Annotated in this window: 20 protein-coding genes; 14 read left to right on the top strand and 6 right to left on the bottom strand. The window is 74.8% G+C overall.

What is annotated here, in order from left to right; translation table 11 throughout:
* Positions 1-256: 256 nt before the first annotated feature.
* A complete protein-coding gene (locus ACFRAR_RS15510; protein ID WP_380698572.1) occupies positions 257-1,642 on the bottom strand; it encodes a transcriptional regulator in 1,386 nt (461 codons plus the stop codon).
* A gap of 243 nt (positions 1,643-1,885) precedes the next feature.
* Here ACFRAR_RS15510 and ACFRAR_RS15515 point away from each other — a divergent pair, with 243 nt between their 5' ends.
* From ACFRAR_RS15515 to ACFRAR_RS15555, 9 genes are all read left to right on the top strand, one after another.
* Positions 1,886-2,008, top strand: a complete 123-nt coding sequence (locus ACFRAR_RS15515) for a hypothetical protein (protein WP_380698573.1) — start codon at positions 1,886-1,888, stop codon at positions 2,006-2,008.
* 119 nt (positions 2,009-2,127) lie between these two features.
* Positions 2,128-3,855: an asparagine synthase-related protein gene (locus ACFRAR_RS15520; protein WP_380698574.1), complete on the top strand. Its 1,728-nt coding sequence runs from the start codon at positions 2,128-2,130 to the stop codon at positions 3,853-3,855.
* Positions 3,804-4,157: a PqqD family protein gene (locus ACFRAR_RS15525; protein ID WP_380698575.1), complete on the top strand. Its 354-nt coding sequence runs from the start codon at positions 3,804-3,806 to the stop codon at positions 4,155-4,157. Before ACFRAR_RS15520 ends, ACFRAR_RS15525 begins: the two co-directional genes overlap by 52 nt.
* A complete protein-coding gene (locus ACFRAR_RS15530; RefSeq protein ID WP_380698576.1) occupies positions 4,154-4,597 on the top strand; it encodes a lasso peptide biosynthesis B2 protein in 444 nt (147 codons plus the stop codon). The genes ACFRAR_RS15525 and ACFRAR_RS15530 overlap by 4 nt, the downstream gene beginning before the upstream one ends.
* A gap of 87 nt (positions 4,598-4,684) precedes the next feature.
* On the top strand, positions 4,685-6,553 hold the full coding sequence (locus ACFRAR_RS15535; RefSeq protein WP_380698577.1) for an ATP-binding cassette domain-containing protein: 1,869 nt from the start codon (positions 4,685-4,687) through the stop codon (positions 6,551-6,553).
* A 475-nt stretch (positions 6,554-7,028) separates the two neighbouring features.
* Positions 7,029-7,886 (top strand): ribosome-inactivating family protein, encoded by an 858-nt coding sequence (locus ACFRAR_RS15540; RefSeq protein ID WP_380698578.1) that lies wholly within the window; start codon positions 7,029-7,031, stop codon positions 7,884-7,886.
* Between the two features lie 136 nt (positions 7,887-8,022).
* Positions 8,023-8,289 (top strand): ferredoxin, encoded by a 267-nt coding sequence (locus ACFRAR_RS15545; protein ID WP_380698579.1) that lies wholly within the window; start codon positions 8,023-8,025, stop codon positions 8,287-8,289.
* Positions 8,279-9,646, top strand: coding sequence for an NAD(P)/FAD-dependent oxidoreductase (locus ACFRAR_RS15550; protein WP_380698580.1), 1,368 nt, complete (start codon positions 8,279-8,281; stop codon positions 9,644-9,646). The genes ACFRAR_RS15545 and ACFRAR_RS15550 overlap by 11 nt, the downstream gene beginning before the upstream one ends.
* A gap of 51 nt (positions 9,647-9,697) precedes the next feature.
* Positions 9,698-10,981: a cytochrome P450 gene (locus ACFRAR_RS15555; protein ID WP_380698581.1), complete on the top strand. Its 1,284-nt coding sequence runs from the start codon at positions 9,698-9,700 to the stop codon at positions 10,979-10,981.
* Between the two features lie 21 nt (positions 10,982-11,002).
* On the opposite strand, the gene ACFRAR_RS15560 is transcribed toward ACFRAR_RS15555, so the two are convergent.
* The 3 genes from ACFRAR_RS15560 to ACFRAR_RS15570 form a co-directional block, all read right to left on the bottom strand.
* Positions 11,003-11,722, bottom strand: a complete 720-nt coding sequence (locus ACFRAR_RS15560) for a hypothetical protein (protein WP_380698582.1) — start codon at positions 11,720-11,722, stop codon at positions 11,003-11,005.
* A 166-nt stretch (positions 11,723-11,888) separates the two neighbouring features.
* Positions 11,889-13,355 (bottom strand): uracil-xanthine permease family protein, encoded by a 1,467-nt coding sequence (locus tag ACFRAR_RS15565; RefSeq protein WP_380698583.1) that lies wholly within the window; start codon positions 13,353-13,355, stop codon positions 11,889-11,891.
* 143 nt (positions 13,356-13,498) lie between these two features.
* Complete coding sequence (locus tag ACFRAR_RS15570; protein ID WP_380698584.1) at positions 13,499-14,887, bottom strand: helix-turn-helix domain-containing protein; 1,389 nt, start codon at positions 14,885-14,887, stop codon at positions 13,499-13,501.
* Positions 14,888-15,068: 181 nt separating this feature from the next.
* Here ACFRAR_RS15570 and ACFRAR_RS15575 point away from each other — a divergent pair, with 181 nt between their 5' ends.
* The 5 genes from ACFRAR_RS15575 to ACFRAR_RS15595 all read left to right on the top strand — a co-directional run bounded on the left by ACFRAR_RS15575 (position 15,069) and on the right by ACFRAR_RS15595 (position 23,263).
* Positions 15,069-15,854 (top strand): DUF4232 domain-containing protein, encoded by a 786-nt coding sequence (locus ACFRAR_RS15575; RefSeq protein ID WP_380698585.1) that lies wholly within the window; start codon positions 15,069-15,071, stop codon positions 15,852-15,854.
* Positions 15,855-16,005: 151 nt separating this feature from the next.
* On the top strand, positions 16,006-18,858 hold the full coding sequence (locus ACFRAR_RS15580; protein ID WP_380698586.1) for a BTAD domain-containing putative transcriptional regulator: 2,853 nt from the start codon (positions 16,006-16,008) through the stop codon (positions 18,856-18,858).
* Between the two features lie 185 nt (positions 18,859-19,043).
* Positions 19,044-19,529: a hypothetical protein gene (locus tag ACFRAR_RS15585; RefSeq protein WP_380698587.1), complete on the top strand. Its 486-nt coding sequence runs from the start codon at positions 19,044-19,046 to the stop codon at positions 19,527-19,529.
* Complete coding sequence (locus tag ACFRAR_RS15590) at positions 19,526-19,822, top strand: hypothetical protein (protein ID WP_380698588.1); 297 nt, start codon at positions 19,526-19,528, stop codon at positions 19,820-19,822. Before ACFRAR_RS15585 ends, ACFRAR_RS15590 begins: the two co-directional genes overlap by 4 nt.
* A 321-nt stretch (positions 19,823-20,143) precedes the next feature.
* The gene (locus tag ACFRAR_RS15595) at positions 20,144-23,263 is read left to right on the top strand and encodes a phosphocholine-specific phospholipase C (protein ID WP_380698589.1); all 3,120 of its coding nucleotides are present in this window, start codon (positions 20,144-20,146) and stop codon (positions 23,261-23,263) included.
* 131 nt (positions 23,264-23,394) lie between these two features.
* On the opposite strand, the gene ACFRAR_RS15600 is transcribed toward ACFRAR_RS15595, so the two are convergent.
* Both ACFRAR_RS15600 and ACFRAR_RS15605 read right to left on the bottom strand, forming a co-directional pair.
* Positions 23,395-24,417: a TIGR03571 family LLM class oxidoreductase gene (locus tag ACFRAR_RS15600; RefSeq protein ID WP_380698590.1), complete on the bottom strand. Its 1,023-nt coding sequence runs from the start codon at positions 24,415-24,417 to the stop codon at positions 23,395-23,397.
* 77 nt (positions 24,418-24,494) lie between these two features.
* Positions 24,495-25,331 carry an aldo/keto reductase gene (locus tag ACFRAR_RS15605; RefSeq protein WP_380698591.1) on the bottom strand — a complete coding sequence of 279 codons (837 nt, stop codon included), beginning with the start codon at positions 25,329-25,331 and terminating at the stop codon, positions 24,495-24,497.
* Positions 25,332-25,372: the final 41 nt, after the last annotated feature.

Below are 25,372 nucleotides of genomic sequence, written 5' to 3' on the forward strand. Positions count from 1 at the left end.
GACCGCACACACTGCGGTCCGGGCCCGCGGTTCCTCCTCGTCTTGACGTGCCGGACTCGCCACCGGGCGGGCACGGCCTACCGGGGACGTCGGACCGGTCCGCTTCGACGGTTTGGTCCGTCTGCGCCGGCATGGCGACCACCGGTCACGGGCACGTCCCCGCCGCCGACGCAGAGGTGGCTCGCGGGCGTCGTCGGCCGGTACCCGAGCGGCTGCCGGCCGTTGCCAACGACTTCTCGGCCGTCCGCAGCGGCGGTCAGCCGGCGGTGGCCGAGTGGATCCGGTCGCGGGCGGAGCGGGCTGCGCTGGACCCTGGTACGGCCGCGAGTTCGCCGTCGAGTTCCTGGAGGCGGTCGGTGATGCGGGTCGAGTTGACCCGGCCGAACAGCTGTAGGGCAGCCGCGGTCGCGCCGTCCGCGCCGTCGATGTCCCGGGCCCGGGTGTACGCCCGTGCCAGGGCGATCTGGTCGAAGGCCCGGCTGCGGGTCCGCTCCGCAGGGCGCAGTGCGGTGCCTGCCTGGATGTCGGTGATCGCCCGCCGTGCCCGGTCGGCGTCGTGTTCGGCGGCGATCAGCTCGCAGACGCCCACGGTGACCTCGTACTCGGCTCGGTCGAACCACTCCACCCAGGTGGGGATTTCGGTGTCGGAGTCGAGGGCGTGTTCGGCGACCGCGATGGACCGTTCGACGGCGGGCAGGTCGCCGAGGGTGGCGTGGCAGCGGGCTTCCAGGGTGGCCAGGACGGCACGTAGCCGGTCGGCGGGTCGTTTGCGGGTGCCGTACAGCCCGGCCTGGACGAGGTCGAGGGCGTCGGCGGTGCGGCCCAGGTGGTTGGCCTGACGGGCGAGGCAGTTGAGGAGGTGGCCGGCGATTCCCGCACCTTGGGCGCCTGCTGCCTTGGCGGCTTGGAGGCCGAGCAGGAGGTAGTGCTGGGCTTCGGCGTGGCGCCCGGTGTCGTGAGTCATCCAGCCGGCGACGGAGGCGAGGTCCGCTACGGCGACGAACAGTTCACGCCCGACCTTGTCGCTGACGCGTCCCTGCTTGGCGAGTTCGGTGACGTCGCGGAGTTGGCCGACGACGGCTCGTCTGCTGAGGCCGCCGCCGTGCGCGTTGTCGAGCGTGCGGAAGGCGTCGGTGGTGTCCCTGATGCGCTGGACGTCGGACATGCCGAGGCGCCCCGGGCGGGTGGGGGCGGGGAGTTCGGCGTCCGGCAGGTGGAGCCAGGGCTGCACGGCGGCGAGGAGGTCCGGGCCGACGAGGAGGCGGGCGCGGGTGGGGGCGGTGTCGTCGGTCATGGCGTCGCTCCTGGTGGTGTCGATGATCGCCGCGACGACCGCCGCTCCGGACCAGGACGAGGCGATGCCGACGGACGGTCGGCCCGTCATGCCGATGTCGGCGGGTGCGAGGGGGATCTGGGGGCTGCTGAGGCGCCCGAGGGCCGTGGCCAGGTATTCCGGGACGGGTTCGCGTGGTTCCTCGCCCTTGATCCACCGGGGGACGCGGGAGCGGTCGGGCCGGATGTCGTTGCGGCCGTGTTCGCGGGCGACCTTGGCGACTTCCCGGACGACTTTCTCGTGGCTTGCCCCGCTGTTGGTGACCCAGTGGGCCAGGGCGTCGTTCGGGCGTCGTCCGGATGCTGGCACCGGAGGTTCCCCCTCTGCTCGGCGGCCGTGCAGTTCAGGGCCATCAGCGTACGCCCCGCTCCGTCAACCACGCTTCTTCGAGCGGCTGTTCGCAGCAAAACGCAGCAGTTCGCAGCGGGTCCCGCGGTGCCGGTCCGCACGGGAGTGCAGCAGTCGCGCGCCTGTCGTCGCAGCGGCCGCGTGCGGTGTCGTGGTGGTCAGCCGGCGGGCGCCGGGCAGTCGACTCACCAGAAGGAGATCACGATGGAGCAGACCGTGCCGATCGGCGAGGACTTCGACCCGCAGTTCGGCGAGCACGAGGCCGACGTGCTGACCAACGGCCGCAACCGGTCGAACGACTCCGACAAGGACAACTACTTCGAGTAGCCGCCGGCGTCCCGCGCGGAAGTCGTGGGGCAGGTGGCAAGTGCCGGGGTCCGGCGTGGCGGGAAGCCGCGCCGGACCCCGGTTCGTACAGGGCGGCGGTCTTCGGCGGAGGAGGCGTTGTGATCGAGTGGATCGAGGGCGGTGGGCCGGGGTTGTCCGGCCGCGCGGTGTTCGGCGGTGGCGTCGCGGTGCGCGAGGCCGCCGACGACCGGGCACGGCTGACGGTCGCCGGTGACTGCGGAGCGGACCCGGCGCAGCTGCGTGCCGGGCTGGATGCGGTCGCTGCGGGGCGCTGGACGGAGTTGACGGGCTGGGCGGGTTCGTACTGGGTGGTGGCCGAGCGGGTGGGCCGCTGCCGGTTCGTGTGCGGGGACCTGGCCGGAGTCCGGGGGCTGTGGCACGGCCGGGAGGGGGCGGCCGGGGTGGTGTGGGCGAGCGACCCGGGCCGGCTGGCCACCCGGATCGGGGCGCCGGTGGACCTGGAACTGCTGGCCGCGCACCTGGCGGTCGGCGGCCAGCACTGGCCGACCCGCAGCCGCTGGGCAGGGGTTCGGCGGGTGCCAGGCGGCTGGGGTCTGCTCCTCGACCGCAGCGCGGTTCACCTGGTCGACGTGCGAGGCGTGGAGCCGCAGGAGGACCTGGTGGCCGGAGCCGCGCGGCTCGGCGAGGCGCTGCGGGTGGCAGTGCGGCGCAGGACGCGGCTCGCGGGCGGGATGGTCGGGGCGGACCTGTCCGGGGGATTGGACTCGTCGGCGGTCGTGATGCTGGCAGCCGAGGCGGGCCCGGTGCACGCGGTCACTTACACCGACGCCCTGACCAGCGCGGAGGACGCCCACTTCGCCGCGAGGATGGCAGCCCACACCGGGGTGCGGCACACCACCGCCCGGGGCGGGGTGGGCGAGCTGCCGTTCGGCCTCGGCGGCGCGCCACCCACCGTCGAGCCCGCCGCGGCCGTGGTGAACCTGGGGATGGACCGCTGCTACCTGGAGCCCGTGGCCGGCCTGCCCCTGCACCTGACCGGGCACGGCGGGGACGTGGTGCTGGACTCCTCGGCGGCGTGCTGGGTCGGCCAGGTCCAGCGCCGCCGGCCCGGCGAAGCCCGGAGGGCGGCGCACGACTTCGCTCGGCTGCGCAACGTCGCGCCCGGCCCGTACTGGCGGTCGATCAAGCAGGCCGCCACCACCTCGCCGTCCCGGGCCGCGGTGGTGACGGCCCGGCGGCTGCGGGCGGGAAGGCTCGTTCCGTCGACCGCGGGGTGGGCGTGGTGCCGGCTGGGCCCGGGCGCAGGGTGGCTGACCACCCTCGGACGGCACTCCGTCGCCCGTCTGCTGGACGGCGCCTGGAGCGAGCCGCTGTTCGACGGGTTCGCCGACGAGGTGGACCAGTGGTCGGCGCTGTGGGCGGTCGGGGACGATGCCCGCGCCGGCGCCCCGCTGTACGAGGCGATCGGTGTCCGGCCTGCGCATCCCTTCCTCGACAACCAGGTGGTGCGCGCCGCGTTCGCGATCCCCGCGTACCGCCGCCGGGGCACCTACACCTACAAGCCGGTGCTCGCCGCCGCGCTGGACCTGCCGGACTGGCTGGTCGGGCGCCGCTCGAAGGGCTCGTTCACGGCTCAGCGCATCGAAGGCCTGGCCCGCCATCGCCGCGCGCTGGAGGAACTGGTGACCCACAGCGCCTTGGTGACGTCCGGACTGGTCGACCCGGGGTCGGTGCGTTCCGCGCTCGCCGACGCCGCGGCCGGGCTTACCGCCGACCCGATCGCAGACCTCCACCATCTGGTCGCGGTGTGCAAGTGGCTGCACGGCCCGGTGGCTGCTTCGGTGCCGTCGGCGGCGACGTGCTGAGCGCCGCGCCGCACGTGCGGCACGCCACCATCGGCGGCCGGACGGCGATCCTGGACATCCGGACCGGGAACTGGGTGATGCTCAACCCGGCGGCCTCCCGGATCTGGCAGGCGATCGTGCACCGAGGCGGCGTCGAAGGGCTCGCGGACGAGATCGCCATCGAGCTCGGCGCGGACCCGGCCGTCGTCCGGCAGCGGATCGCCGCCGCCATCTCCGGCATGGTCGAGCGGGGCCTGTTCACCGACCCGAGCACACCGCCGCCCCGACGGCGGTGGTGGCGCCGCACCGGAGGTTCGCGATGACGGTGATGGCCCCCATCGCCCGGTCCCCGGTCCGGCCGGGTGCCCGGCTCTTGGCTGCCCTGGCGCTGGCCGGCTCGCTGGTGCTGCATCGCCTTCCACTGCGCCACCGCGTGCTGGCACTCCGGCCGCTGGGGCACCTTCGGTACGCGGACCCCACGGTGCTGGCCGAACTGCACGACGCGGTCCTCGCAGTGGCGCCCCGGTGGTGGCCGGGCCGCATCGCGTGCACGGAGGTGGGGCTGGCCACCGTGCTGGCCTGCGCGCTGGCCGGGCGCCGGGCCGATCTGGTCTACGGTGCCCGGCACCTGCCCGACGCCGCGCACGCCTGGTCCGAGGTCCCCGGCGGCGCGGCGGGCCGGGACACCGGGGACGCGTGCGACCGGCCGTGGACGCCCGTCGCGCGCTTCCCCGAACAGGTGAACCGCGCATATCGGAGTTGACGCACATGAGCGCTGAACTCGGAAGATTCCCCGGCATGTCGGGGAATCCGGTTGCCCATCCGGTGCGATCCGGTCCCTGATGGGCGCGTGACCGCTCCCGCCCTCCCACCGGCCCCGGCCGGCCAGGTCCCGCACATGGTGCCGGAGGCCGACCGCCACGACGACGCCGGGTACACCGTCAGCGCCGCCGGCATCGCCCGCCGCCTCCCGGCCGCCCTGCGCGCGGCGCTGGCCCTGGGCTGGCGCACCGACCGCCCCGCCGTCCTGCTGCTGCTCACCGCGCAGCTCGTGACGGCGGCCCTGACCGCCACCGCGCTCGGCGCGACCACCCGCCTGCTGTCCGCCCTGTTCGCCGCCGGTGACGTGCGCGCCGCACTGACCGGCCACCTCTGGCCGCTGGCCCTGCTCGGCGCCGCCGTCGGCGGGCGCTACCTCGCGGACGCCACCGCCCAGGCCGCAGCCGCCCGTCTCGCCCCGAAGGTCGTCCGCGAAGCCGACCTCCAGGTGATCACCGCCGCCACCCGCGCCGAGCTGATCGCCTACGAGGACCCGGACTTCTCGAACGCCTACGAGGCCGCGGCGGACGGCACCGAGCGCACCCGTGACCTGATCACCGACGCGCAGCGGCTCACCGCCGCGGCGGCCCGCCTCGCCGCCGGCGCGGCGTTCCTCGCCTACCTGCACGCCGCACTCCTGCCGCTGCTGCTCGCCGCCGCGCTGCCCGCAGCCTGGGGCGCGGTCCGCGCCGCCCGCATCGAGCATGCCGCGCACCACCGCACCCTCGCCGACGTCCGGCTGCGCGGCGTCTTCCGCTCCTACGCCACCGACCGCAACACCGCCGACGAGATCCGCGCCAACACCATGGGCGCCTACCTCACCGAGCAGTACCGCACCGTGTCCGCCCGGCTGGAGACCGAGCAGCTCACCGGCGCCCGCCGCGCGCTCCTCACCCGGGGCGCCGGCGACGCCCTCACCGCCGCCGCCACCCTGACCACCTGGCTCGTCCTGCTGTGGCTCGCCGCCACCGGCCGCACCGACCCGGCTGCCGCCACAGCCGCCGCCCTCGCCCTGCGCACCGCCTCCGCCGCCTCCGCCGGTCTGCTCGCCGCCGGAGCCGGGCTGTTCCGCACCTGCCTGGCCCTGGACGACTGGACCGGTTTCCTGCGACTGGCCGGCTCCTGGGCGAACCGGCGGGGCACCGCCCGGATCGCCACCGCCCCGAAGGCGATCACCGCAACCGGTGTCCGATTCACTTACCCCGGCACCGGCCGCCCCGCTCTCGACGGCATCGACCTCACCCTCTGCCACGGCCAGATGGTGGCCCTGATCGGCGAGAACGGCTCCGGGAAGACCACCTTGGCCAAGCTCCTCACCGGCCTGTACCTGCCGACCTCGGGCACCGTCGCCTGGGACGGCCAGGACCTCGCCGAGACCGACCCCGCGTGCGTGTTCGACCGGGTCGCCGTCGTCCCGCAGGACTACACCCGCTGGCCGCTGGCCGCGCGGGAGAACATCACCCTCGGCCGGCGGAGCACCGACGCGCAGGTCCTCGCGGCGGCCGAGGCGGCCGGCGCCGCCGAGGTGATCGAGCGGCTCCCGCACGGCCTGGACACCTCCCTCGCCCGCTCCTGGTGGGGCGGGCACAACCTCTCCGGCGGCGGGTGGCAACGCCTCGCCGTCGCCCGGGCCTTCCACCGCGACGCCCCGGTGCTCGTCCTGGACGAACCGACCGCAGCCATGGACGCCCGTGCCGAGCACGCCGTGTTCACCCGGCTGCGCGATCTCGCGGCGGGCAGAACCGCACTGGTCGTCACCCACCGGCTCGCGAGCGCCCGGATGGCCGACCGGATCATCGTGCTCCGGCACGGGCGCGTCGTGCAGGACGGTTCGTGGGAGGAACTCTCCACGGCACCAGGCTTGTTCAACGACCTGCTGAAGCTCCAGCAGGACCGGTGACCACGGTCGCCGGGCACTGCCCCTGCCCAGCCCGCGACAGTCAGGTGCCGGCAACGACTTGCACGGACCGACTGGTTGCGGTGGTCCCGGCCGGGCCGGGACGCCGGGGACGCGCGCGACCGTCGCCCCGGCCGCACACCTCACCGTGCGCCGCGATGATCATGGCCTCGGCACCGGCTGCCGCTGACCGGCTCGGCCACCGCAGACGCTGCCGTCATCGTCGGCGAGCACCAGGCGGGCTTGGTCGAAGGGGGGGCGTCGTACGGCGGCGCCGACGCCTACCCCGCCCGCCCGGCTCCGGCCACCCGGGGGCGCCCGGACTGGGCCATTCACCTGCGAACCGACTTCGAACGGCGGCCCCCCGTTGGTGGGCCGCGCGCCGCTCGTGCCTGGATGGTGGGGCCCAGCCGTGCGTGCTGGTGACTCCCGGCAGCCCGGCCCGTACGGCTCCCTCCGCGCCAACGAGGAGACCGCCATGCCCCGTCAGATCCCGCGCCTGCTCGCCCTCGCGCTCACCGCCGCCCTCGCCACCTCCGGCGCCGTCACCTCGGCCGCCGCCCAAGCCGCCCAAGCCCCCCAAGCCGTCCGCGCGGCGCCGCTCGCCGCCTACCCGGACCCCGTCCTCAACACCGGCACCGCCGGTACCGGCGCGTACCGGGACTTCGTCCAGGCCCTGCGCCTGCGCGCCACCGACGGGCAGGTGTTCTACCAGGGCATCTACCGCACCCGGCCGACGGCCGTGAACGACCTGTTCCCCCTGCACCTGACCGCCGGGACGGGCGCCCGGGTGGACCTCGTCATCCGGGCCAGCAACCTGTACGTCGTCGGCTGGTACCTGCCGGCCACCGACACCTTCTACGCGCTCACCGACACCCCCACGCCCGTCTACAAGCCCACCCCCAACACCACCACCGTCCCCACCGGCTTCGACGGCGGCTACGTCACCCTGGAGAACAAGGGCACGGTCAAGCGCGACACCGTCTCCCTCAGCCGGGACAAGGTCAACCAGTCCGTCATCGACCTCGCCGCCCCCACCACCGGGACGCCTCCGAAGCTGGACGTCCCGAAGGCCTGCAACGCGCTTCTCGTCCTCATCCAGGACGCCAGCGAGGCCGCCCGCTTCAGCGGGATCCAGAGCCTCGTCACCGACGGCTGGACGGGCACGGTCGGCAACCGCCCGTTCATCAAGGCCCTGGAGAACGACTGGGACGGCTTCTCCGGCTGGGCGATCAAGAAGCAGGCCGATCCCAAGACGCCCCCGCACACGGTCGGCGGCGTCACCGTCGCCACCCTCGCCGACGCCGCGAAGTACCTCGCCATCGTCAAGTCCTGACCCCCCGCTCCGGGCGGGCCCGGCAGGCTCCCGCCCGCGACGGCCACTCTCCGCAACCCCTCCCGCGGAGCACCCCCGGGCGCGGGGCCGGGGCGGTGGCGGTAGGACGGATACGCACCGGCCGGGAGGAGGGACCGTGAAGATCGTCGTCGACCTCAACCGCTGTCAGGGCTACGCGCAGTGCGCGTTCCTCGCGCCCCAGGTGTTCGAGCTGCACGGCGAGGAGGCCCTGATGTACACCCCGCAGCCCCCCGCCGACCAGCGCGAGCGCGTCCTGCGGGCCGCCGCGGCGTGCCCGGTGCAGGCGATCCTGGTCGAGGACGGCGTCGAGGACCGCCCCGAGGATCGCCCCGAGGCCAGGGCCGCGGACCCCGGCGCGGAGGGCCGCCCCGGTGTGCGCTGACCTCCGCAGCGGCCGGATCGTCGTCGTCGGCGCCTCGCTCGCCGGTCTGCGCGCCGCGGAGACGCTGCGCGACGAGGGCTTCGACGGGCGGCTGACCATGGTCGGCGAGGAGCGCCTGCCCCCGTACGACCGCCCGCCGCTGTCCAAGCAGGTGCTGCTCGGGCGGGTGCGCGCCGAGGAGACCGCGCTGCCGCGCCGCCGCGAGGTGGACGCCGACTGGCGGCTCGGCGTCCGCGCGAGCGGCCTGGACGGGGCGGCCGGGCAGGTGCTGCTCGCGAACGGCGAACGGCTGCCCTACGACCGGCTGCTCATCGCGACGGGCACCCGGGCCAGGCCCTGGCCGGACCCCGCGCAGGCCGCCCTCGACGGGGTGTTCACCCTGCGCACCGTCGGCGACGCGGCCGGGCTGGCCGAGCGGCTGGCGGCCGGCCCTCGGCGGGTGCTGGTGATCGGTGCCGGATTCACCGGCTCCGAGATCGCCTCCGCCTGCCGGGAGCGCGGCCTGGCGGTGACGGTCGCGGAACGCGGCCCCGCCCCGCTGGTGGGCGCCCTCGGCGGGGCCTTCGGGGCCTTCGCGGCCGACGTCCAGCGCGCCGCCGGGGTCGACCTGCGCTGCGGGGTGACCGTCACCGCGCTCGCCGGCCGGCAGGGCCGGCTCACCGGCGCCGAGCTCTCCGACGGCAGCCGGATCGAGGCGGACGTCGCCGTGGTCGCCCTGGGGGCCGTGCGCAACACCGAGTGGCTGGCCGACTCCGGGCTCGCCGCCGGTCCGCGCGGCATCGCCTGCGACGCGGGCTGCCGCGCCTTCGACATGTACGGGATCGTCACCGACGACGTCTTCGTCGCGGGCGACGTCGCCCGCTTCCCGCACCCCCTCTTCGAGTACCAGCTGCTCTCCCTCGAACACTGGGGCAACGCCGTCGCGCAGGCCGCCGTGGCGGCGCACAACATGGTCAACCCGGGGCCGCGGCGGCTGCCGCACCTGAGCGTGCCCGCCTTCTGGTCCAGCCAGTTCGGCCTCAACATCAAGTCCGTCGGCGTGCCGACCTTCTCCGACCAGGTGACGATCGCCCAGGGTTCGCCGCGGGAGCGGCGGTTCGTCGCGGTCTACGGCTACCGGGGCCGGATCACGGCCGCCGTGAGCGTGAACCGGGCCAAGTGGCTGGAGCACTACCAGGGGCTGATCGAGAGCGCCGCCCCGTTCCCGCCCGACTGGGACGGCGTGGAACGGCCGGCCTCCCGCACCCCCGTCCCGTCCGACGTGCCCGACCCGAAGGTGCTCTCGCACGGCCCCACCGTCGCGCTCACCGGCCACCTGCCCGACCGCCGGCTGACCCTGCGGCGCTGGGGCGGCTGAGCACCGCCCGCCCCGCGGACCACCGCCGCCGCGACCCCCGAGGAGCCCGCCATGACCGCCGCCGACACCCCCGGCACCAGCCCCGGTCCCGCCGAAACCCCCGACATCCCCGAAACTCCCGAGGCCCCCGGCACCCTGTTCCGCCGGATCACCGACTACGCCAACCGCGCCGACCCCTACCCCCTCTACGCCGAACTGCGCGCGCACGGCGGCGTGGCCCGCCAGGACGACGGCGGCTACCTCGTCGGCACCTACCACGAGATCGCCGCGCTGCTCCACGACCCGCGGATCAGCTCCGACCGCCGCAACCGCACCGTCCCGGACGAGGTGCAGGGCGTCCCCATCGCCTTCATCGGCCGGGACGACCCCGAGCACGAACGGCTGCGCGACATCGCCATGCGCCCCTTCGGCCCGCCCCACACGCCCGGCCGGATCGACGCCATGCGCGAGGAGATCACCACGATCGCCGGGGAGCTGATCGACGGGCTGCGCGGCCGCGACCGGATCGACCTCGTCGAGGACTTCGCCTACCCGCTGCCCGTCACGGTGATCTGCCGGCTGCTCGGGGTGCCGCGCGAGGACGAACCGCGCTTCCACGCCTGGACCCAGACCCTGATCGAGGGCTTCGACCCCACCCCCGGCGCCGACCCGGCCGAGCGGCAGCGCGTGGCCCTCCAGGCCCGCACGGAGATGGGGCTGTACCTCGGCGAACTCGCCGAGGACCGCCGCGGCAAGCCCTCCGACGACCTGCTCTCCGCCTTCGTCAACGACCCCGGCCCGGACGGCGGCTTCACCCGGCCGGAGCTGATGGCCACCGCCGTCCTGCTGCTCATCGCCGGGCACGAGACGACCGTCAACCTGATCACCAACAGCGTGCTCACCCTGCTGCGCCACCCCGAAGCCCTCCGGCTGGTGCGCGAACGGCCCGGGTCGATGCCCGGCGTGGTGGAGGAGGTGCTGCGCTACGAGCCCCCGGTCCAGCTGCTGCCGCAGCGCACCGCGCTGACCGACGTCGAGGTCGCCGGCGTCACCGTCCCCAAGGGCGCGCCGCTGGTCCTGGTGCTCGCCTCCGGCAACCGGGACCCGCTGCGCTTCCGCGACCCGGACCGCTTCGACCCGGCCCGGCGGGACAACCAGCACCTCGGCTTCGGCGGCGGCGTGCACAGCTGCTTCGGAGCGCCGCTCGCCAGGGTCGAGGGGCAGATCGCCCTCACCGCGCTCGCCCGCCGCCTCGACGGCCCCCGCCTGCTCCAGGACCCGCCCGTGTACCGCCGCAGCCCGATCCTGCGCGGGCCCCGCCACCTGCCGCTGGCGATCTCCGGCATCACGGACTGAGCCCGTCGGCCGCCCGCCCCGCTACGAGCCCGCGGTGGCCGCCTCCAGCGTCGTGGCCATCACCGGGCTGGTGAAGGTGTTCGTCGCGTCCGCCGTGGACTGGTGGTAGGAGCCCCACTTGAGGTAGTTGCGGTCGCCGTCCCAGGTGGTGCCGGTGAAGGTGCCCGAGCCCGTCGTGAACGTCTGCTTCACGCCGTCGAACCAGAAGTCGATGGTGCCGTCGGTGCGCCCCAGACGGATCTTCAGCGCGTACGAGTGCCACGTGTTGTTCGTGGTCTGCGCCGTCCACAGGGAGCGCGACACGTGGTCGATGTCCCACTCCTGGAGGCGCACCCGCCCGTTGGTGATGTCGATCTCGATCGGGTGGTTGGCCGTGTCGGTGCTCGGCGAGCACTTCAGCTGGAACACGTACCGGCTGTTGGTGTCCTTGACGTCCACCTTGGACGACCAGCCCAGGTAGAAGGTGTCGCCCTCCTTCAGGTCCGGGCTGAGCGTCTCGCAGCGCTCCTCCCCGGCGGCCTGGAAGGCCCGCCACACGTTGCCCTTGACGGCGTCCTTGACGACGCCGAAGTTGCCGGCCGCGCACTGGACGGCCTTGAACGAGGACGGGCCCGTGCTGGTGCTCGGCGTCCACAGGACCTGGCCGGCCGCGCTGCTGGGCGTCACCCCGGCGCAGGTGAGCGCGAAGGTGCCGAGGGCGACGACGGCGGCGGCCTTGCGGCGGGGGGTCAGAAGGGACATGCCTCTCCCAGGGGGATGAGTGGCCGATACGGGTGAGCAGTGGAGCGAGCAGTGATTCGACCACCAACCGGCCCGTCCGGGGAAGACGGAGCGGCCGGTGGAAGATCCTTTTCGGACACTTCCGCCGGCCGCCCCTGCGACCTGAACCCGGACCGGGCCCCGTCCGTTACGGCCTGCGCGGCTCCCCGCCGTCCGAAGCGCCCCCGGAGCCCCTGGAGCCCGCGGCACCGCCGGAGCCCCCGGAGCCCGCGGCGCCCTCGGCGTCCTCGTCGTACGAGGAGGTGCCCTCGTCCAGCAGCGGCTCCTGCGTCTTGAGGTGCGCCGGGGCCAGCGCCCGCAGCGTGTGGTAGCCGGTGATGACCACCAGCGTGCCCAGCGCGATGCCGCTGAGGCTGAAGGTGTCGGTGAACTTCAGCGTCACGTTGCCGATGCCGATGATGATGCCCGCCGCGGCCGGCACCAGGTTCAGCGGGTTGCGCAGGTCCACCTTGGACTTGATCCAGATCTGCGCGCCCAGCAGGCCGATCATGCCGTAGAGGATCACCGTGATCCCGCCGAGCACCCCGCCCGGGATCGCGGCCACGATCGCGCCGAACTTCGGGCAGATGCCGAACAGCAGCGCGAAGCAGGCCGCGGCCCAGTAGGCGGCCGTCGAGTAGACCCGGGTGGCGGCCATGACGCCGATGTTCTCCGAGTACGTCGTGTTCGGCGGGCCGCCGACCGCGGTGGAGAGCATCGAGCCGACGCCGTCCGCGGAGATCGCGGTGCCCAGCTTGTCGTCCAGGTTCGAGCCGGTCATCTCGCCGACCGCCTTGACGTGCCCGGCGTTCTCCGCGACCAGCGCGATCACCACCGGCAGCGCCACCAGGATCGCCGACCACTGGAAGGACGGGCCGTGGAAGGTCGGCAGGCCGATCCAGTCCGCCTTGCCGACACCCGACAGGTCCAGGCGCCAGTGGTCGGTCATCTGCCCGTTGCCGCCCACCGAGTGGATCTTCCCGAAGACCCGGTCGAACAGCCAGGAGATCCCGTAGCCGAACAGCAGCCCCAGGAAGATCGCCACCCGCGACCAGAAACCGCGCAGGCACACCACCGCCAGACCGGTGAACAGCATCACCAGCAGCGCCGTCCACTGGTCCTGCGGCCAGTACGTCGAAGCGGTCACCGGCGCCAGGTTGAAGCCGATCAGCATGACCACCGCACCGGTGACGATCGGCGGCATCGCGGCGTGGATGATCCGCGCCCCGAACCGCTGGACCGCCACACCCACCAGGAACAGCGCCACACCCACCACGAACACCGCGCCGGTCACCGTCGCGCTGGTGCCGCCCTGCGCCCGGATCACCGCCGCCACACCCACGAAGGACAGCGAGCAGCCCAGGTAGCTGGGCACCCGGCCCTTGGTGGCCACCAGGAAGATCACGGTCGACACGCCGGACATCATGATCGCGAGGTTCGGGTCGAGCCCCATCAGCACGGGCGCCACGAAGCTCGCCCCGAACATCGCCACCACGTGCTGGGCGCCGAGCCCCACCGTGCGGGGCCAGGAGAGCCGTTCGTCGGGACGGACGACCGCCCCCGGCGCGGGCGTGCGCCCGTCACCGTGCAGCTTCCAGCGCACGCCGAGATCCATGGTGAGGTTTCGCTTTCTCTGTACTTCCGAAGAACTGTCCGCACCATTGTGGTGGCTGGCGGATGGCTCCGCGGCCACTGACCCCCCGCGTGAGCTGCGCCGACGGGGCGCGGCGACCCCGGAGCCGCCTCCTCCGCTCCGGCTCAGCCCTCCCGGCGGCCCCACTCGCTGCTGCCCGGCGGGTAGGAGTAGCCCGGCCGCCCCACGCCCGCGCTGGTGCGGAACGCCGTGCCCTTGGCGTTGACCCGCACCGTGCCCTTGCGCCCGCCGCTGGACCAGTCCAGGGCCAGCTCCCAGCGCACGTCGTGGGCCCGGGTGCGCGCGGTGACGTAGAGGACCTCCGGATCGGACTCGCTCACCTTGCGGGGGAAGTCGCGCTGCCCGCGCCGCGCGGCGACCGTCGGACTGCCGGCGTCCAGGTCGACGTCGAAGGAGGCGCTCTCCACGTCACCGCCGCAGCCGTCCCCCATCACGTAGTCGTTCCAGGCGAGCGGCGCGCCCTTGGTGAGGACCCGCACGTGCAGCGCCTCCAGGACGACCGTGTCCTTCCCGGTGCCCTGGACGGTCAGCGCGACCCGCTGCTCCCCGGAGGCCACCGCGCCGTAGGCCGCCGCCCAGCGCGGCGCGTCCTGCTCACCGGCGGGCGGGCCGACCTGCTGAGGCGGGCTGTTGACCAGGAAGTGCTGGTAGCACGGGTTGTCGTAGACGAAGGAGCGGGTCGCGACCTTCAGCGGGTCGGCGGTGGGGGAGGCGGTGGCGCCGGGAGAGGGGGAGGCGGCGGCAGTCGTCGGGGCGGCGCCGTCCGGAGCGGGGGCGGGGGAGCCGGAGGCGGAGGGGGAGGGCGCGCCGCTCTCCCCGCCCGGGGCGGGGGAGGAGGCCTCCGCCGTGGCGGGCCCGGCGGCGTCCGGCTGTCCGGCGTCCGGCTGCTCGGTGCCGGTGGTGACCGGCGCGGCGCCGCCGGCCGACGGCGGGCCGTCGGCCCGGCCCCCGCCCTTGGCCCCGCCGAACGGCGCCAGACTGAGCGCCACCGCCCCCAGCACGGCCGCCGTCGCGACGGCGGCCACCAGCAGGCCGCGCCGGCCCCGCCCGGGCGCCGCCGTCTCGGGCACCACGCCGACGGCGACCGGCTCGTCCTCCTCGTCCACGGCCGGCGCCGAATCCGGCACCGGCATCACATCCGGGACCGGCACCGGCACCACATCCGGCACCGGTGTCACCCCCACCGCCGCCCCCGACTCCGGCCCGGAGACCGCCTCCGCCCGCCCCCGGCGCGTCCCGTCCGCCAGGATCCAGCGCCGGTGCAGCTCCGTCATCTCCTGCGGCGTCGCCCGGCAGGCCCGCGCCAGCCGGTCCAGCGGCGCGAACTCGGTGGGCACCACCGTGCCGTTGCAGTAGCGGTGCAGCGTCGAGGTGCTCAGGTGCAGGCGCTTGGCCAGCGCCCCGTAACTGAGCCCCGAACGCTCCTTGAGTTCCCCCAGCAGGGCCGCGAGAGCGTCCCCCGCCGGGCTCCCCGTCGTCTGCGACTGTTCCATCGCACATCCCCCACGTCTCATCCACACGTTCCAGGGCCCCGGCATCCCCCCTGCTCAGAGCCCGTCCCAGTGTCCCACCGTCCCTGACGGTCCGTTGACCGTGGCGGCCGGGACGGATCGCCGAGCAGGATCCGGTCACCGAGCAGCACACCCACCCGAACACCGAAGGGGCCACGGCCACATGTCCGGCATCCGCACCGCCCGCACCGCCCGCACCCGCCTCCTGACCGCCGCCGCGAGCGTGGCGATCGCCGCACTCACACTGAGCGCCTGCAACGACGACGCGGCGGACGCGGGCGGCAGGACGACGACCGCGAACACCCCGGCCCCCGCCGCGACCGCCCCGGCGACGGCCGCCCCCGCCCCCGCACCCGCCACCACCGAAACCACCGGCACCAGCACCGGCACCGGCACCAGCACCGGCACCAGCACCGGAACCACCGGAACCACCACCGGCGCCAAGCCCGCCCCCGTCCCCGCCCCCACCACCGCCAAGCCCACCGCGAAGGCCCCCGCCCCGCAGCCCCCGGCCGCCGCCAAGGCCGTCACCTGCGAAGGCTCCACCACCAAGACCGTCGCCGCCCCGCTGGCCCGCCCGCTCAACCACCTCCTGCTCACCGTCACCAACACCGGCAGCGCCCCCTGCCACCTCTACGGCTACCCGGCCGTGCGCTTCGGCGAGGCCCAGTCCGTGCCGCCGGTCATCGAGGACTCCAAGCCGCAGGCCGTCGTCACCCTCATGCCCGGCCAGGCCGGCTACGCCGCCGTGAACCTCTCCGCCACCGACGGCAGCGCCGCGCACGGCCACACCGAGACCACACTGACCGTCTACTTCCACGGCCCCTCCGGCAACGAGAGCGTCGGAACGGGAAGCAACCCCGCGATGCCCCCGAAGGGTCTGTACATCGACGACTCGCTCAAGGTCACCTACTGGCAGCAGACCATGGACGACGCCGTCGCCGGGTAGCGCGCGACCGGCGGCGGGGCCGTACCCCGGCCCCGCCGCCCGTACGACGCACCGAGACCGTCGGACCCCGACTGCCAGACCTCGACTGCCAGACCCTGAAACCGTCAGATCGCCTATTTTCGATGCTCGTCATATTCCACCTGGGGGGTGCGTGAAGTTCCGACTGCTGGGAACGGTGGCCGTCGTGGCCGAGAACGGCCGGGAACTCGCGGCCGGATCGGCCAAACGCCGCAGCCTGCTCGCCATGCTGCTGCTCAACCCCGGAGCACCGGTCACCGTCGAACGGCTCACCGAGACCCTCTGGGACGAGGAACCGCCCCGCCACTCACGCACCGTCATCCACAACCACGTCTCCGCCCTGCGCGCCCTGCTCACCGCCCACGACGCCCACGACGCCGGCATCGAACTCGTCACCGACAACGGCGCCTACCTGCTGCGCACCCCCGACCTCGCGGTGGACGCCACCCGCTTCGAACACCTCGTGGCCCACGCCCGCCACCTGCCCGACGCCGGACAGGCCGCCACCGCCCTGCGCGAAGCACTCGCCCTGTGGCGCGGCCCCGCCCTCACCGGCACCACCGCCGGCCTGCCGCTGCGCTGCGCCGCCCGCGCCCTGGAAGAACAGAGGCTGAGCGCCGCCGAGGAACTGGCCCGCGCCCACAGCAGGCTCGGCGACCACGCCGCCGCCGCCGGCCTGCTGCACGTCGAGGCCTCCGCGAACCCGCTGCGCGAACCCCTGGTCGCCGAGCTCATCCACGCCCTCGGCCGCGCCGGCCGCCGCTCGGAGGCCCTGGACTGGTTCCACCGCACCCGCCACGCCCTGGCCGGGGAACTCGGCATCGACCCCGGACCGGAACTCACCGAGGCCTACGACCGCCTGCTGCGCACCGACGCCCCGCCGCGCACCGGCCCGTTCCCGCGCACCGACCCCTCCCCGCGCCCCGCCACCCCGGCCCACCGCCCCGACCGGGTGCCGCCCGCCCGCCTCCCCAGCGACCAGGAGCAGTACGACCGGATGCCCCCCGCACCCCCCACCCCCGGGCGACCCCCCACCCCGCCCGCCCCGCCCCTCGCCCCCACCCAGCCCGCCCCCTGGCCCTTCCCCCGCCGCCCGCGCGGCTTCACCGGCCGCCAGGACGAACTCGCCGCCCTCGACCGCGCCACCGACACCCCCGGCGCCATCGCCGTCCTCACCGGCGGCGCCGGCATCGGCAAGACCGCCCTCGCCGTCCACTGGGCCCACCACCACCGCCAGGACTTCCCCGACGGCCGCCTCTTCGTCGACCTCTGCGGCCACAGCCCGCTGCCCGAACGCGACACCGCCGCCGTCCTGCGCGAACTGCTCCTCGCCCTCGGCCTGCCCGCCGAACGGATGCCCGCCACCCCCGAGGCGATGACCGCCCGCTACCGCGAACTGACCGCCACCCGCCGGATGCTGATCGTCCTGGACAACGCCCGCCGCTCCGACCAGGTCCGCCCCCTGCTGCCCGACGGCGACGACTGCGTCACCCTCGTCACCAGCCGCGACCGCCTCGGCGGCCTGGTCGCCACCGACGCCGCCCGCCCCGTCCCGCTCGCCGAACTCTCCTCCCCCCAGGCCGTCACCCTCCTCGCCGCCACCCTCGGCCCCGACCCCGTCGCCGCCGAACCCCAGGCCGCCACCCGCCTCGCCCGCCTGTGCGACGGCCTGCCCCTCGCCCTGCGCCTGGCCGCCGCCCGCCTCGCCACCGGCCCCGCCCGCACCCTGGCCGCCCTCGCCGACGAACTCGCCGACGAACAGGACCGCCTGGACCTCCTCCACGTCGAGGACACCAGCGTCGCCGCCGCCCTCGCCCTGACCGTCCAACACCTCAGCGAACCCGCCCGCCGCACCCTCCACCGCCTCGGCACCCACACCGGCACCACCCTCGACAGCCGCACCGCCGCCGCCCTGGCCGGCTGCCGCCCCGAGGAAGCCGCCGACGCCCTGACCCAACTCGCCACCGCCCACCTGATCGTCCAGATCGGCCGCGACGCCTACACCCTCCACGACCTCGTCCGCCTCTACGCCCGCAGCCTGCCCGGCGACACCGACCCCGACGTCCTGCCCCGCCTCCTCGACCACCTCCTCAACACCCTCCTCACCGCCTGCGCCGCCGCCGAACCCGGCAGCGAACCCTGCTGCGCCCTGCCGCCCGGCACCCGCCGCCCCGCGGAGGTCCGCCCCTTCCCCGACCGCGCGAGCGCCCTCGCCTGGTACGCCGCCGAACGCGACACCCTGTGCGGCGCCGTCGAGGCGGCCGTCGCCGCCGGGCTCCACGACCGCGCCTGGCGCCTGGTCCTGCTCCAGTGGCCGCTGATCGTCTGGCAGGTCGGCGACGACTGGGCCCCGCTGCTCGAACACGGCCTGGCCGCCGCCGAAGCCGACCGCGACCCCGGCGCCCAGTCCCGCGCCCGGGCCCTGCTGGGCTGGGTCCTGCTGGAGGAAGGCCGCCCCGACCAGGCCCTCGTCCACCTGGAACGCGCCCCCGACCTCGCCGCCCGGGCGGGCGACACCGCCGCCCAGGCCGTCGCCCTGGTCAACCTCGCCGTCGCCCTCGCCCGCCACGGCGGCCACGACGACCGCACCCGGGTCCGCACCCTGCTGACCCAGGCCCTGGCCCTGGCCGAACAGGCCGCCCGCGCCGACCTCGTCGCCCTCGCCCGCCAGCACCTGGCCGCCGAGTGCCTGGCCACCGACGCCCCCGAGGAGGCCGCCCACCACGCCGCCCGCGGGCTGGCCGTCGCCGAACCGCCCTTCCCGGTCACCCGCCGGGTCGTCCTGCAGACCCTCTACGGCCGGGCGCTGGCCGCCCTGGGCCGCCCGCAGGAGGCACAGCTCCAACTCGCCGCCGCCGTCCGCACCGCCCGCGCCCACCAGTACGGGGAGGGCGAGGCCCAGGCCGGCGCGGCCCTGCACGCCCTGTCCGGCGCCACCCCCGCCGCCGCCCCGACGGACCGCCACCGCATGACGCCCCCCTACTGAACCCGCCGCACCCCGCCCGCCCCGCCCGCACCCCGCCCGCCCCGCCCGCCCCTCCCGCGACCACCGCCCCCACCAGCCGGGCGACCCCGCACACCGCACCGCGGGCGCAGCACTGGAGGGGCGGACGGGCGGGAAGGATGCGGGCACCGGGGGAGCCGGCACACCGTCTGCCGAGGGAGCGCGCGATGACCACGCCGCCGGAGCCGAGCCGTCGCTCCGAACTGATGGAGCTGTACCTGCTCGCCGTGGAGATGGCCGACCGGATCTCGGAGCGCCGGGGCAGCGCCAACACCTTCTTCCTGTCCGTGCAGACCGCGCTGGTCACCCTGATCGGCTTCGGCATCCCCAAGCTCTCCGAGTCCCCGTGGTGGGTGCCGGCGGCCGTGGCCCTGGCCGGCATCACCCTCTCCGGCGCCTGGTGGATGCAGCTGCGCAGCTACCGGGACCTCAACGGCGCCAAGTTCCAGGTCATCAACGACCTGGAGAAGAGGCTGCCGGCGCAGATCTTCGCCGCGGAGTGGGACATCCTCAGGAACGGGTCGACGCCCGGCCGCCACCACCGGCACTACACCGAACTCGGCACCAGCGAACGGGCCGTGCCGATCATCTTCGCCGCGGCCCACCTGATCCTGCTCACCGGCACCCTCGCCACCGGCACACTGGCCGTATGAGCCACCTCGATCCCATCGCCGACCTGATCCGCGCCTGCCTGCCCGACGAGGCGAGACCCCCCGCGGGCTCCGACGACCTGTTCCGCATCTACGCCGTGCTGCTCCAGGCCAAGGGCGAGCAGGTCACCGACGAGGACGTCCACAACGCCTGGACGGCCTGGACCCAGACCACCGACGGCACCCACCGGTCCCTGGTGCCCTTCCGCGACCTCGACGCCCCCACCCGCGCCCTCGACGCCCCGTACACCCTCGCCATCCGCACCGCCGCCCGCAGGCTCCACCACCCCGCCTGACGACGGCGGCCGCGGGCCGGGGGAGCGCCCCGGCCCGTCCGGCGGCCCGCACCCGAACCCGTCACCCGCGGCCGACCCGCCCCCACCTCCGGCTCCGGTGCGGCGTCCTGACGGGCAGGGCGTTCCGGCGACCGCCCGCACCTTGATCAAATACCGTCAAGTTGTCTGTACAGCTCGGCGCTTCTTGCCGGTCATCGGCCCGTCATCGGACACCACGGCTGCGTCCATCTCGGTCTCGTACACATAACGGGTCCGGTCCGAACCGCGCGGCCCGGCCCCCGAACCGAAGACCGCGGTCCGTCCACAAGGAGCCCCACCCCCATGAGTCCGAAGCCCGAACTGTCGCGCCGCAGCGTCCTCGGCGGCGCGGCGGCGGCCGCGGTGCTGTCCGCCCTCCCGATCAGCGTCCGGCAGGCACTCGCCGCACCGGCGCGGCCCGGCAAGCTGGCGGACATCCGGCACGTCGTGGTGTTCATGCAGGAGAACCGCGCCTTCGACCACTACTTCGGCACCCTGGCGGGCGTGCGCGGCTTCGGCGACCGCACCGCCGTGCGCGGCGTCGACGGCCGCTCGGTGTTCCACCAGCCCGACCCCGGCCGCAAGGAGGGCTACCTGCTGCCCTTCGCGATGAACGCCGCCCACACCAGCGCCTACCAGCAGGGCGCGCCGTCCTTCGGCTACGGCGACTCGATGAGCGCCTGGAACGAGGGCCGCGCCGACGGCTCCGTCACCCGCCGCTCCTCCGGCTGGCTCGGCCAGGGCTACTACGAGTCCGCCGACATGCCCTTCTACCACGCCCTCGCCTCGGTGTTCACGGTCTGCGACGCCTACTACTCCTCGACGCAGTGCAACACCAACACCAACCGCGACCACGCGATGACCGGCACCAGCGGCGGCACCGTCCGGGACGTCCCGGTGACGGACAACACCGAGATCCCCGGCGGCTACGAGTGGACCACCTACGCCGAGCGCCTGGAGAAGGCGGGCGTCAGCTGGAAGACCTACCAGGCCCTCGACAACTTCGACGACAACGCCCTCGCCTGGTTCGCCCCCTTCGTCAAGGCCAAGCCCGGTGAGCCGCTGTACGAACGCGGCATGCGCGCCGTCGGCGACCCGGCCAAGAAGGACGACCCCTTCGCCATGGGCGACGCCCTCGTCGAGGCCTTCACCGCCGACGTCCAGGCCGACCGCCTCCCGCAGGTCTCCTGGATCGTGGCCCCCGCGGCCCTGTCCGAGCACGCCAACTACGCGCCGCCGAACGGCGAGCACCTCACCGCCCGGCTGCTGTCCGCGCTCGCCGCCAAGCCCGAGGTGTTCCAGAAGACCGTCTTCATCCTCAACTACGACGAGCACGGCGGCTTCTTCGACCACCAGCTGCCGCCCGTCCCGCCGCTGGCCGCCGGCCGCGGCAAGTCCAGCGTGTCCGTGGACGGCGAGGTCGTCGTCCGCGTCGCCAAGGGCTCCGCCACCTACCACCGCGTCGTCAACCAGGACGGCAGGTACCGGGTCAAGGCCGCCGACGGCACCCTCACCTGGTCCGACACCCTGCCCGCCGGCGAGACCCTCGTCTCCGGCCCCTACCCGATGGGCCTGGGCGTGCGGGTGCCGATGGTCGTCGTCTCCCCGTGGACGCGCGGCGGCGTCGTCGACTCCACCGTCTACGACCACACCTCCGTCCTGCGCTTCCTGGAACAGCGCTTCGGCGTCCAGGAACCCAACATCAGCCCCTGGCGGCGCGCCGTCTGCGGCGATCTCACAGGCGTCTTCGACTTCTCCGGCCGCAATCCCGCCTGGCCCCAGCTGCCCGACACCAGCGGCAACCGCCAGAAGGTCACCGACACCGGCAAGCTCCCCGCCCCCACCGTCCCCAGCCCGCAGACCTTCCCCCAGCAGCAGCGCGGCACCCGCACCGCCCGCCCCGCCCCCTACAACCTGCTCGTCAAGCCCCGCCTCAAGGGCGACGAGCTCACCCTCGACTTCGTCAACCAGGGCCGCCAGGGCGCCGTCTTCGCCGTCTACCCCGCCTCCGGCGAAGCCCCCAGGCACTACACCGTCGCCGCCAAGTCCCGCCTGTCCGACGTCTGGAAGGTCGGCCCGGCCGGCTACGACCTGCGCGTCCACGGCCCCGACGGCGCCCTGTGGCACCTGCGCGGCGACACCGCCGCCGGCTACGAGGTCTCCCTCTCCGAGGAAGGCAACGGCAAGGTGCTGGAGGTCGACGTCATCAACCGCTCCCGCACCGCCCAGACCTTCCTGGTCGGCGACCTCGCCTACGGCGACGGCCTGCGCGAGGTGCGCGTCGCGGCCGGCGACGACCGCACCGTCAACCTCAAGGTCGGCCCCGAGGGCTGGTACGACGTCGCCGTCACCGTCCAGGGCGACCTCGGCTTCCGCCGCCGCATCGCCGGGCGCTTCCCCTGGGACGAGCACACCGTCACCGACCCGGCCCTCGGCCTGGCCGACCCGCTCACCGTCGAGCTCTCCCTCGGTGCCGCCTCCACCACCATCGACGAAGCGATCCTGCTGCCCGGCCGCCCCGCCACGATCACCGCCACCCTCACCGCCACCACCGCCCTCACCCGCCTGGAGACCCAGCCGCTGCTGCCGCCCGGCTGGAGCGCCACCGCCGTCACCCCCGCCCCCGACAAGCTCGCCGCCGGCGCCCGCGCCACCGCCGTCTGGCAGGTCACCCCGCCCGCCCAGCTGCCCGCCGTCCCCACCCACCGCCTGCTGGTCACCGCCCGCGCCCAGGCCGACGGCCGCCAGGCCCTCGCCGACGGCGAACTCGCCGCCCGCACCGCCCCGGTGATGACCGGCCACCTCCTCGACCAGGACTTCGAGTCCCTGGCCGGCGTCCTCAAGCCGGAGTCCGGCCTGCTCGGCTGGACCGCCCAGGCCCCCGAGGGCTGGACGGTCGTCAACGCCCCCGGCATGCCCCAGGGCACCGTGCGCCTCCAGGGCTGGACCTTCCACACCAAGCGCGAATGGGCCACCCTCGGCGCCCAGGACCGCGGCAACTTCACCCGCGCCCTCGGCGTCGTCGCCGTCGCCGACCCCGACGACTGGGACGACACCGGATCCCCCTCCCGCAAGGGCGTCTTCGACTCCACCCTCGTCTCACCGGCCGTCACCATCCCGGCCGGCACCGGCACCCTCCACCTCGCCTTCGACTCCCACTACCGCCAGGAAGCCCCCCAGAAGGCCACCGTCACCGCCGTCTTCGACAACGGCACCGAGACCCGCCTGCTCACCTACGGCTCCGACCCGACGGGCAACGACAACGCCGGCAAGGACGCCCAGAACGCCCGGATCACCCGCGCCATCGCCGTCCCCGCCGGCGCCCGCAGCGTGACCCTCAGGTTCCGCATGTACGACGCGGGCAACAACTGGTTCTGGGCCCTGGACCACATCCGCCTCGACACCCGCCCCGTCACCGACTGACCCCCGCCCCTCACCCCGGCCCGCCCGAGCCTTCGCGCCCGGGCGGGCCGCAGGCGTGCGTGCCCTCGGCGCCGCTGCGCGGCGGCGCGCCGACCGGCGCGGTGTTCCCGTGCGCCCGGCAGCGGGGCCGCCTAACCCCGCTGCCGCCCGACGACGGCGCCGGCGGGGGCCCCGGCGGGGGCGGCGAAGCGCGGCAGGACCTCCTCGGCGAGCTCCTGGAGCAGCTCGTCCACGGGCCGGTCGTTGGGCCGCAGGTTGAAGGAGACGTGGGCGACGCCGAGGGCGTTCATCAGCTCCAGGTGCTCGATCAGCGCGGTGCGCCCGGTGTGCAGGCCGAGCCGGATGGGGCGCGGCGCGGCGGCCGGGTCCTCGTCGAGGGTGAGCACCATCGGCGTCAGGTACGGCTTGTCGCCGGCGAGGTCGCGCCACTGGCGCATCCGCAGCCGCAGCGCGCCGAGGTCGCGCGGGTAGTTGAGGGAGGCGTCGGCGTGCTCGGCGATCCACTCGGGGCTCTGCTGGGCGCCGCCGGCGACGGCGATCGGGATGCCGGCGGGGTGGACGGGCTTGGGCAGGACCTCCAGCTGCCGGTCGGCGCCGAGGCCGGCGGCGGGCAGCTCCAGCGGGCCGGGGCGCCAGGCGGCGCGCAGGGTCTCCACGCCGGTGCGGAAGGCCTCGCCGCGGCCCTGGAAGTCGCGGTCGAACAGCGGGTACTCCACGGGGCGGTCGCCGCTGGCCAGGCCGAGCAGCAGGCGTCCGCCGGAGAGGGCGTCGACGGTGGCGGCGGCCTTGGCGACCAGCAGCGGTTCGCGCAGCGGCAGCACGATCGCGCCGGTGGCCAGGACGGCGTCCCCGGTGAGGGCGGCGAGGTGGCCGAGGTGGGTGAAGGTCTCGAAGACGCTGCCGGCGTCGCCGAACTGGAGGGGGTCGTAGAGCGGGACGTCGCGCACCCACAGGGCGGCGAAGCCGAGGCGGTCGGCGAGTGTGGCGAGGCGGGCGTGCTCGGCGAGGCCGGGGACGCCGAAGGGCCGGCCGGCCGCGCGGTCGGCCCGGCCGCGGTCCTGGCCCCAGTCGTTGTCCAGGGGCAGTTCCAGGCCGATGGTCAGCCGGCCGTCGGCGGGGGCGAGTCGGGCGAGTGCGGGGTGGGGCAGTGCCATGGCGGGGGTCCTTGCGAAAAAAGCCCGTCCCGGGCGGCGGTGCGGACCGCCCGGGACGGGAGTGGTGGGGCGGTGGGTCAGCTCGCGTTGAACTCGTCCGGGTGCGGGCCGGTGCGCAGGTCGCGGTCGCCGGCAGCGATCGCGGCCATGTCCTGCTCGGTCAGCTCGAAGCCGAAGACGTCGAGGTTCTGGCGGATGCGGGCCGGGGTGACCGACTTGGGGATGACGATGTTGCCGAGCTGCAGGTGCCAGCGCAGCACGACCTGGGCCGGGGACTTGCCGGTGCGCTCGGCGATCGCGGTGATCGCCGGGTCGCCGAGGACGGCGCCCTGGGCGAGCGGGCTCCAGGCCTCGGTGGCGATGCCGTGCTTGGCGTGGAAGGCGCGCAGCTCGGCCTGCTGGAGGCCGGGGTGCAGCTCGACCTGGTTGACGGCGGGCACCAGCGAGCTGTTGTCCAGCAGGCGCTGGAGGTGGGCGGGCTGGAAGTTGGAGACACCGGCGGCGCGGATGCGGCCCTCGGCGGCGAGGTGCTCCAGGGCGCGCCAGGAGTCCGGGTAGAGGTCACGGGCCGGGGTGGGCCAGTGGATGAGGTAGAGGTCGACGTAGTCCAGGCCGAGCTTGGCGAGGCTGTCGTCGAAGGCGCGCAGGGTGGCGTCGTAGCCCTGGTCGGCGTTCCACAGCTTGGTGGTGACGAACAGGTCCTCGCGGGCCACGTCGGAGGCGGCCAGGGCGCGGCCGACGCCGGTCTCGTTGCCGTAGATGGCGGCGGTGTCGATGCTGCGGTAGCCGGCCTCCAGGGCGGAGGCGACGGCGGCGGTGGTCTGGTCGTCGGGGACCTGGAAGACGCCGAAGCCGAGCTGGGGGATCTCGACGCCGTTGTTCAGCTTCACGGTGGGGACGCTGGGAGTGGTCATGGTCTGGCTCCTTCAGGCGGTGCGGTGGGTGAGGGGGTGGT

The organism is Kitasatospora sp. NPDC056651, assembly GCF_042792155.1.
In the GTDB taxonomy this organism is placed as follows: domain Bacteria; phylum Actinomycetota; class Actinomycetes; order Streptomycetales; family Streptomycetaceae; genus Kitasatospora.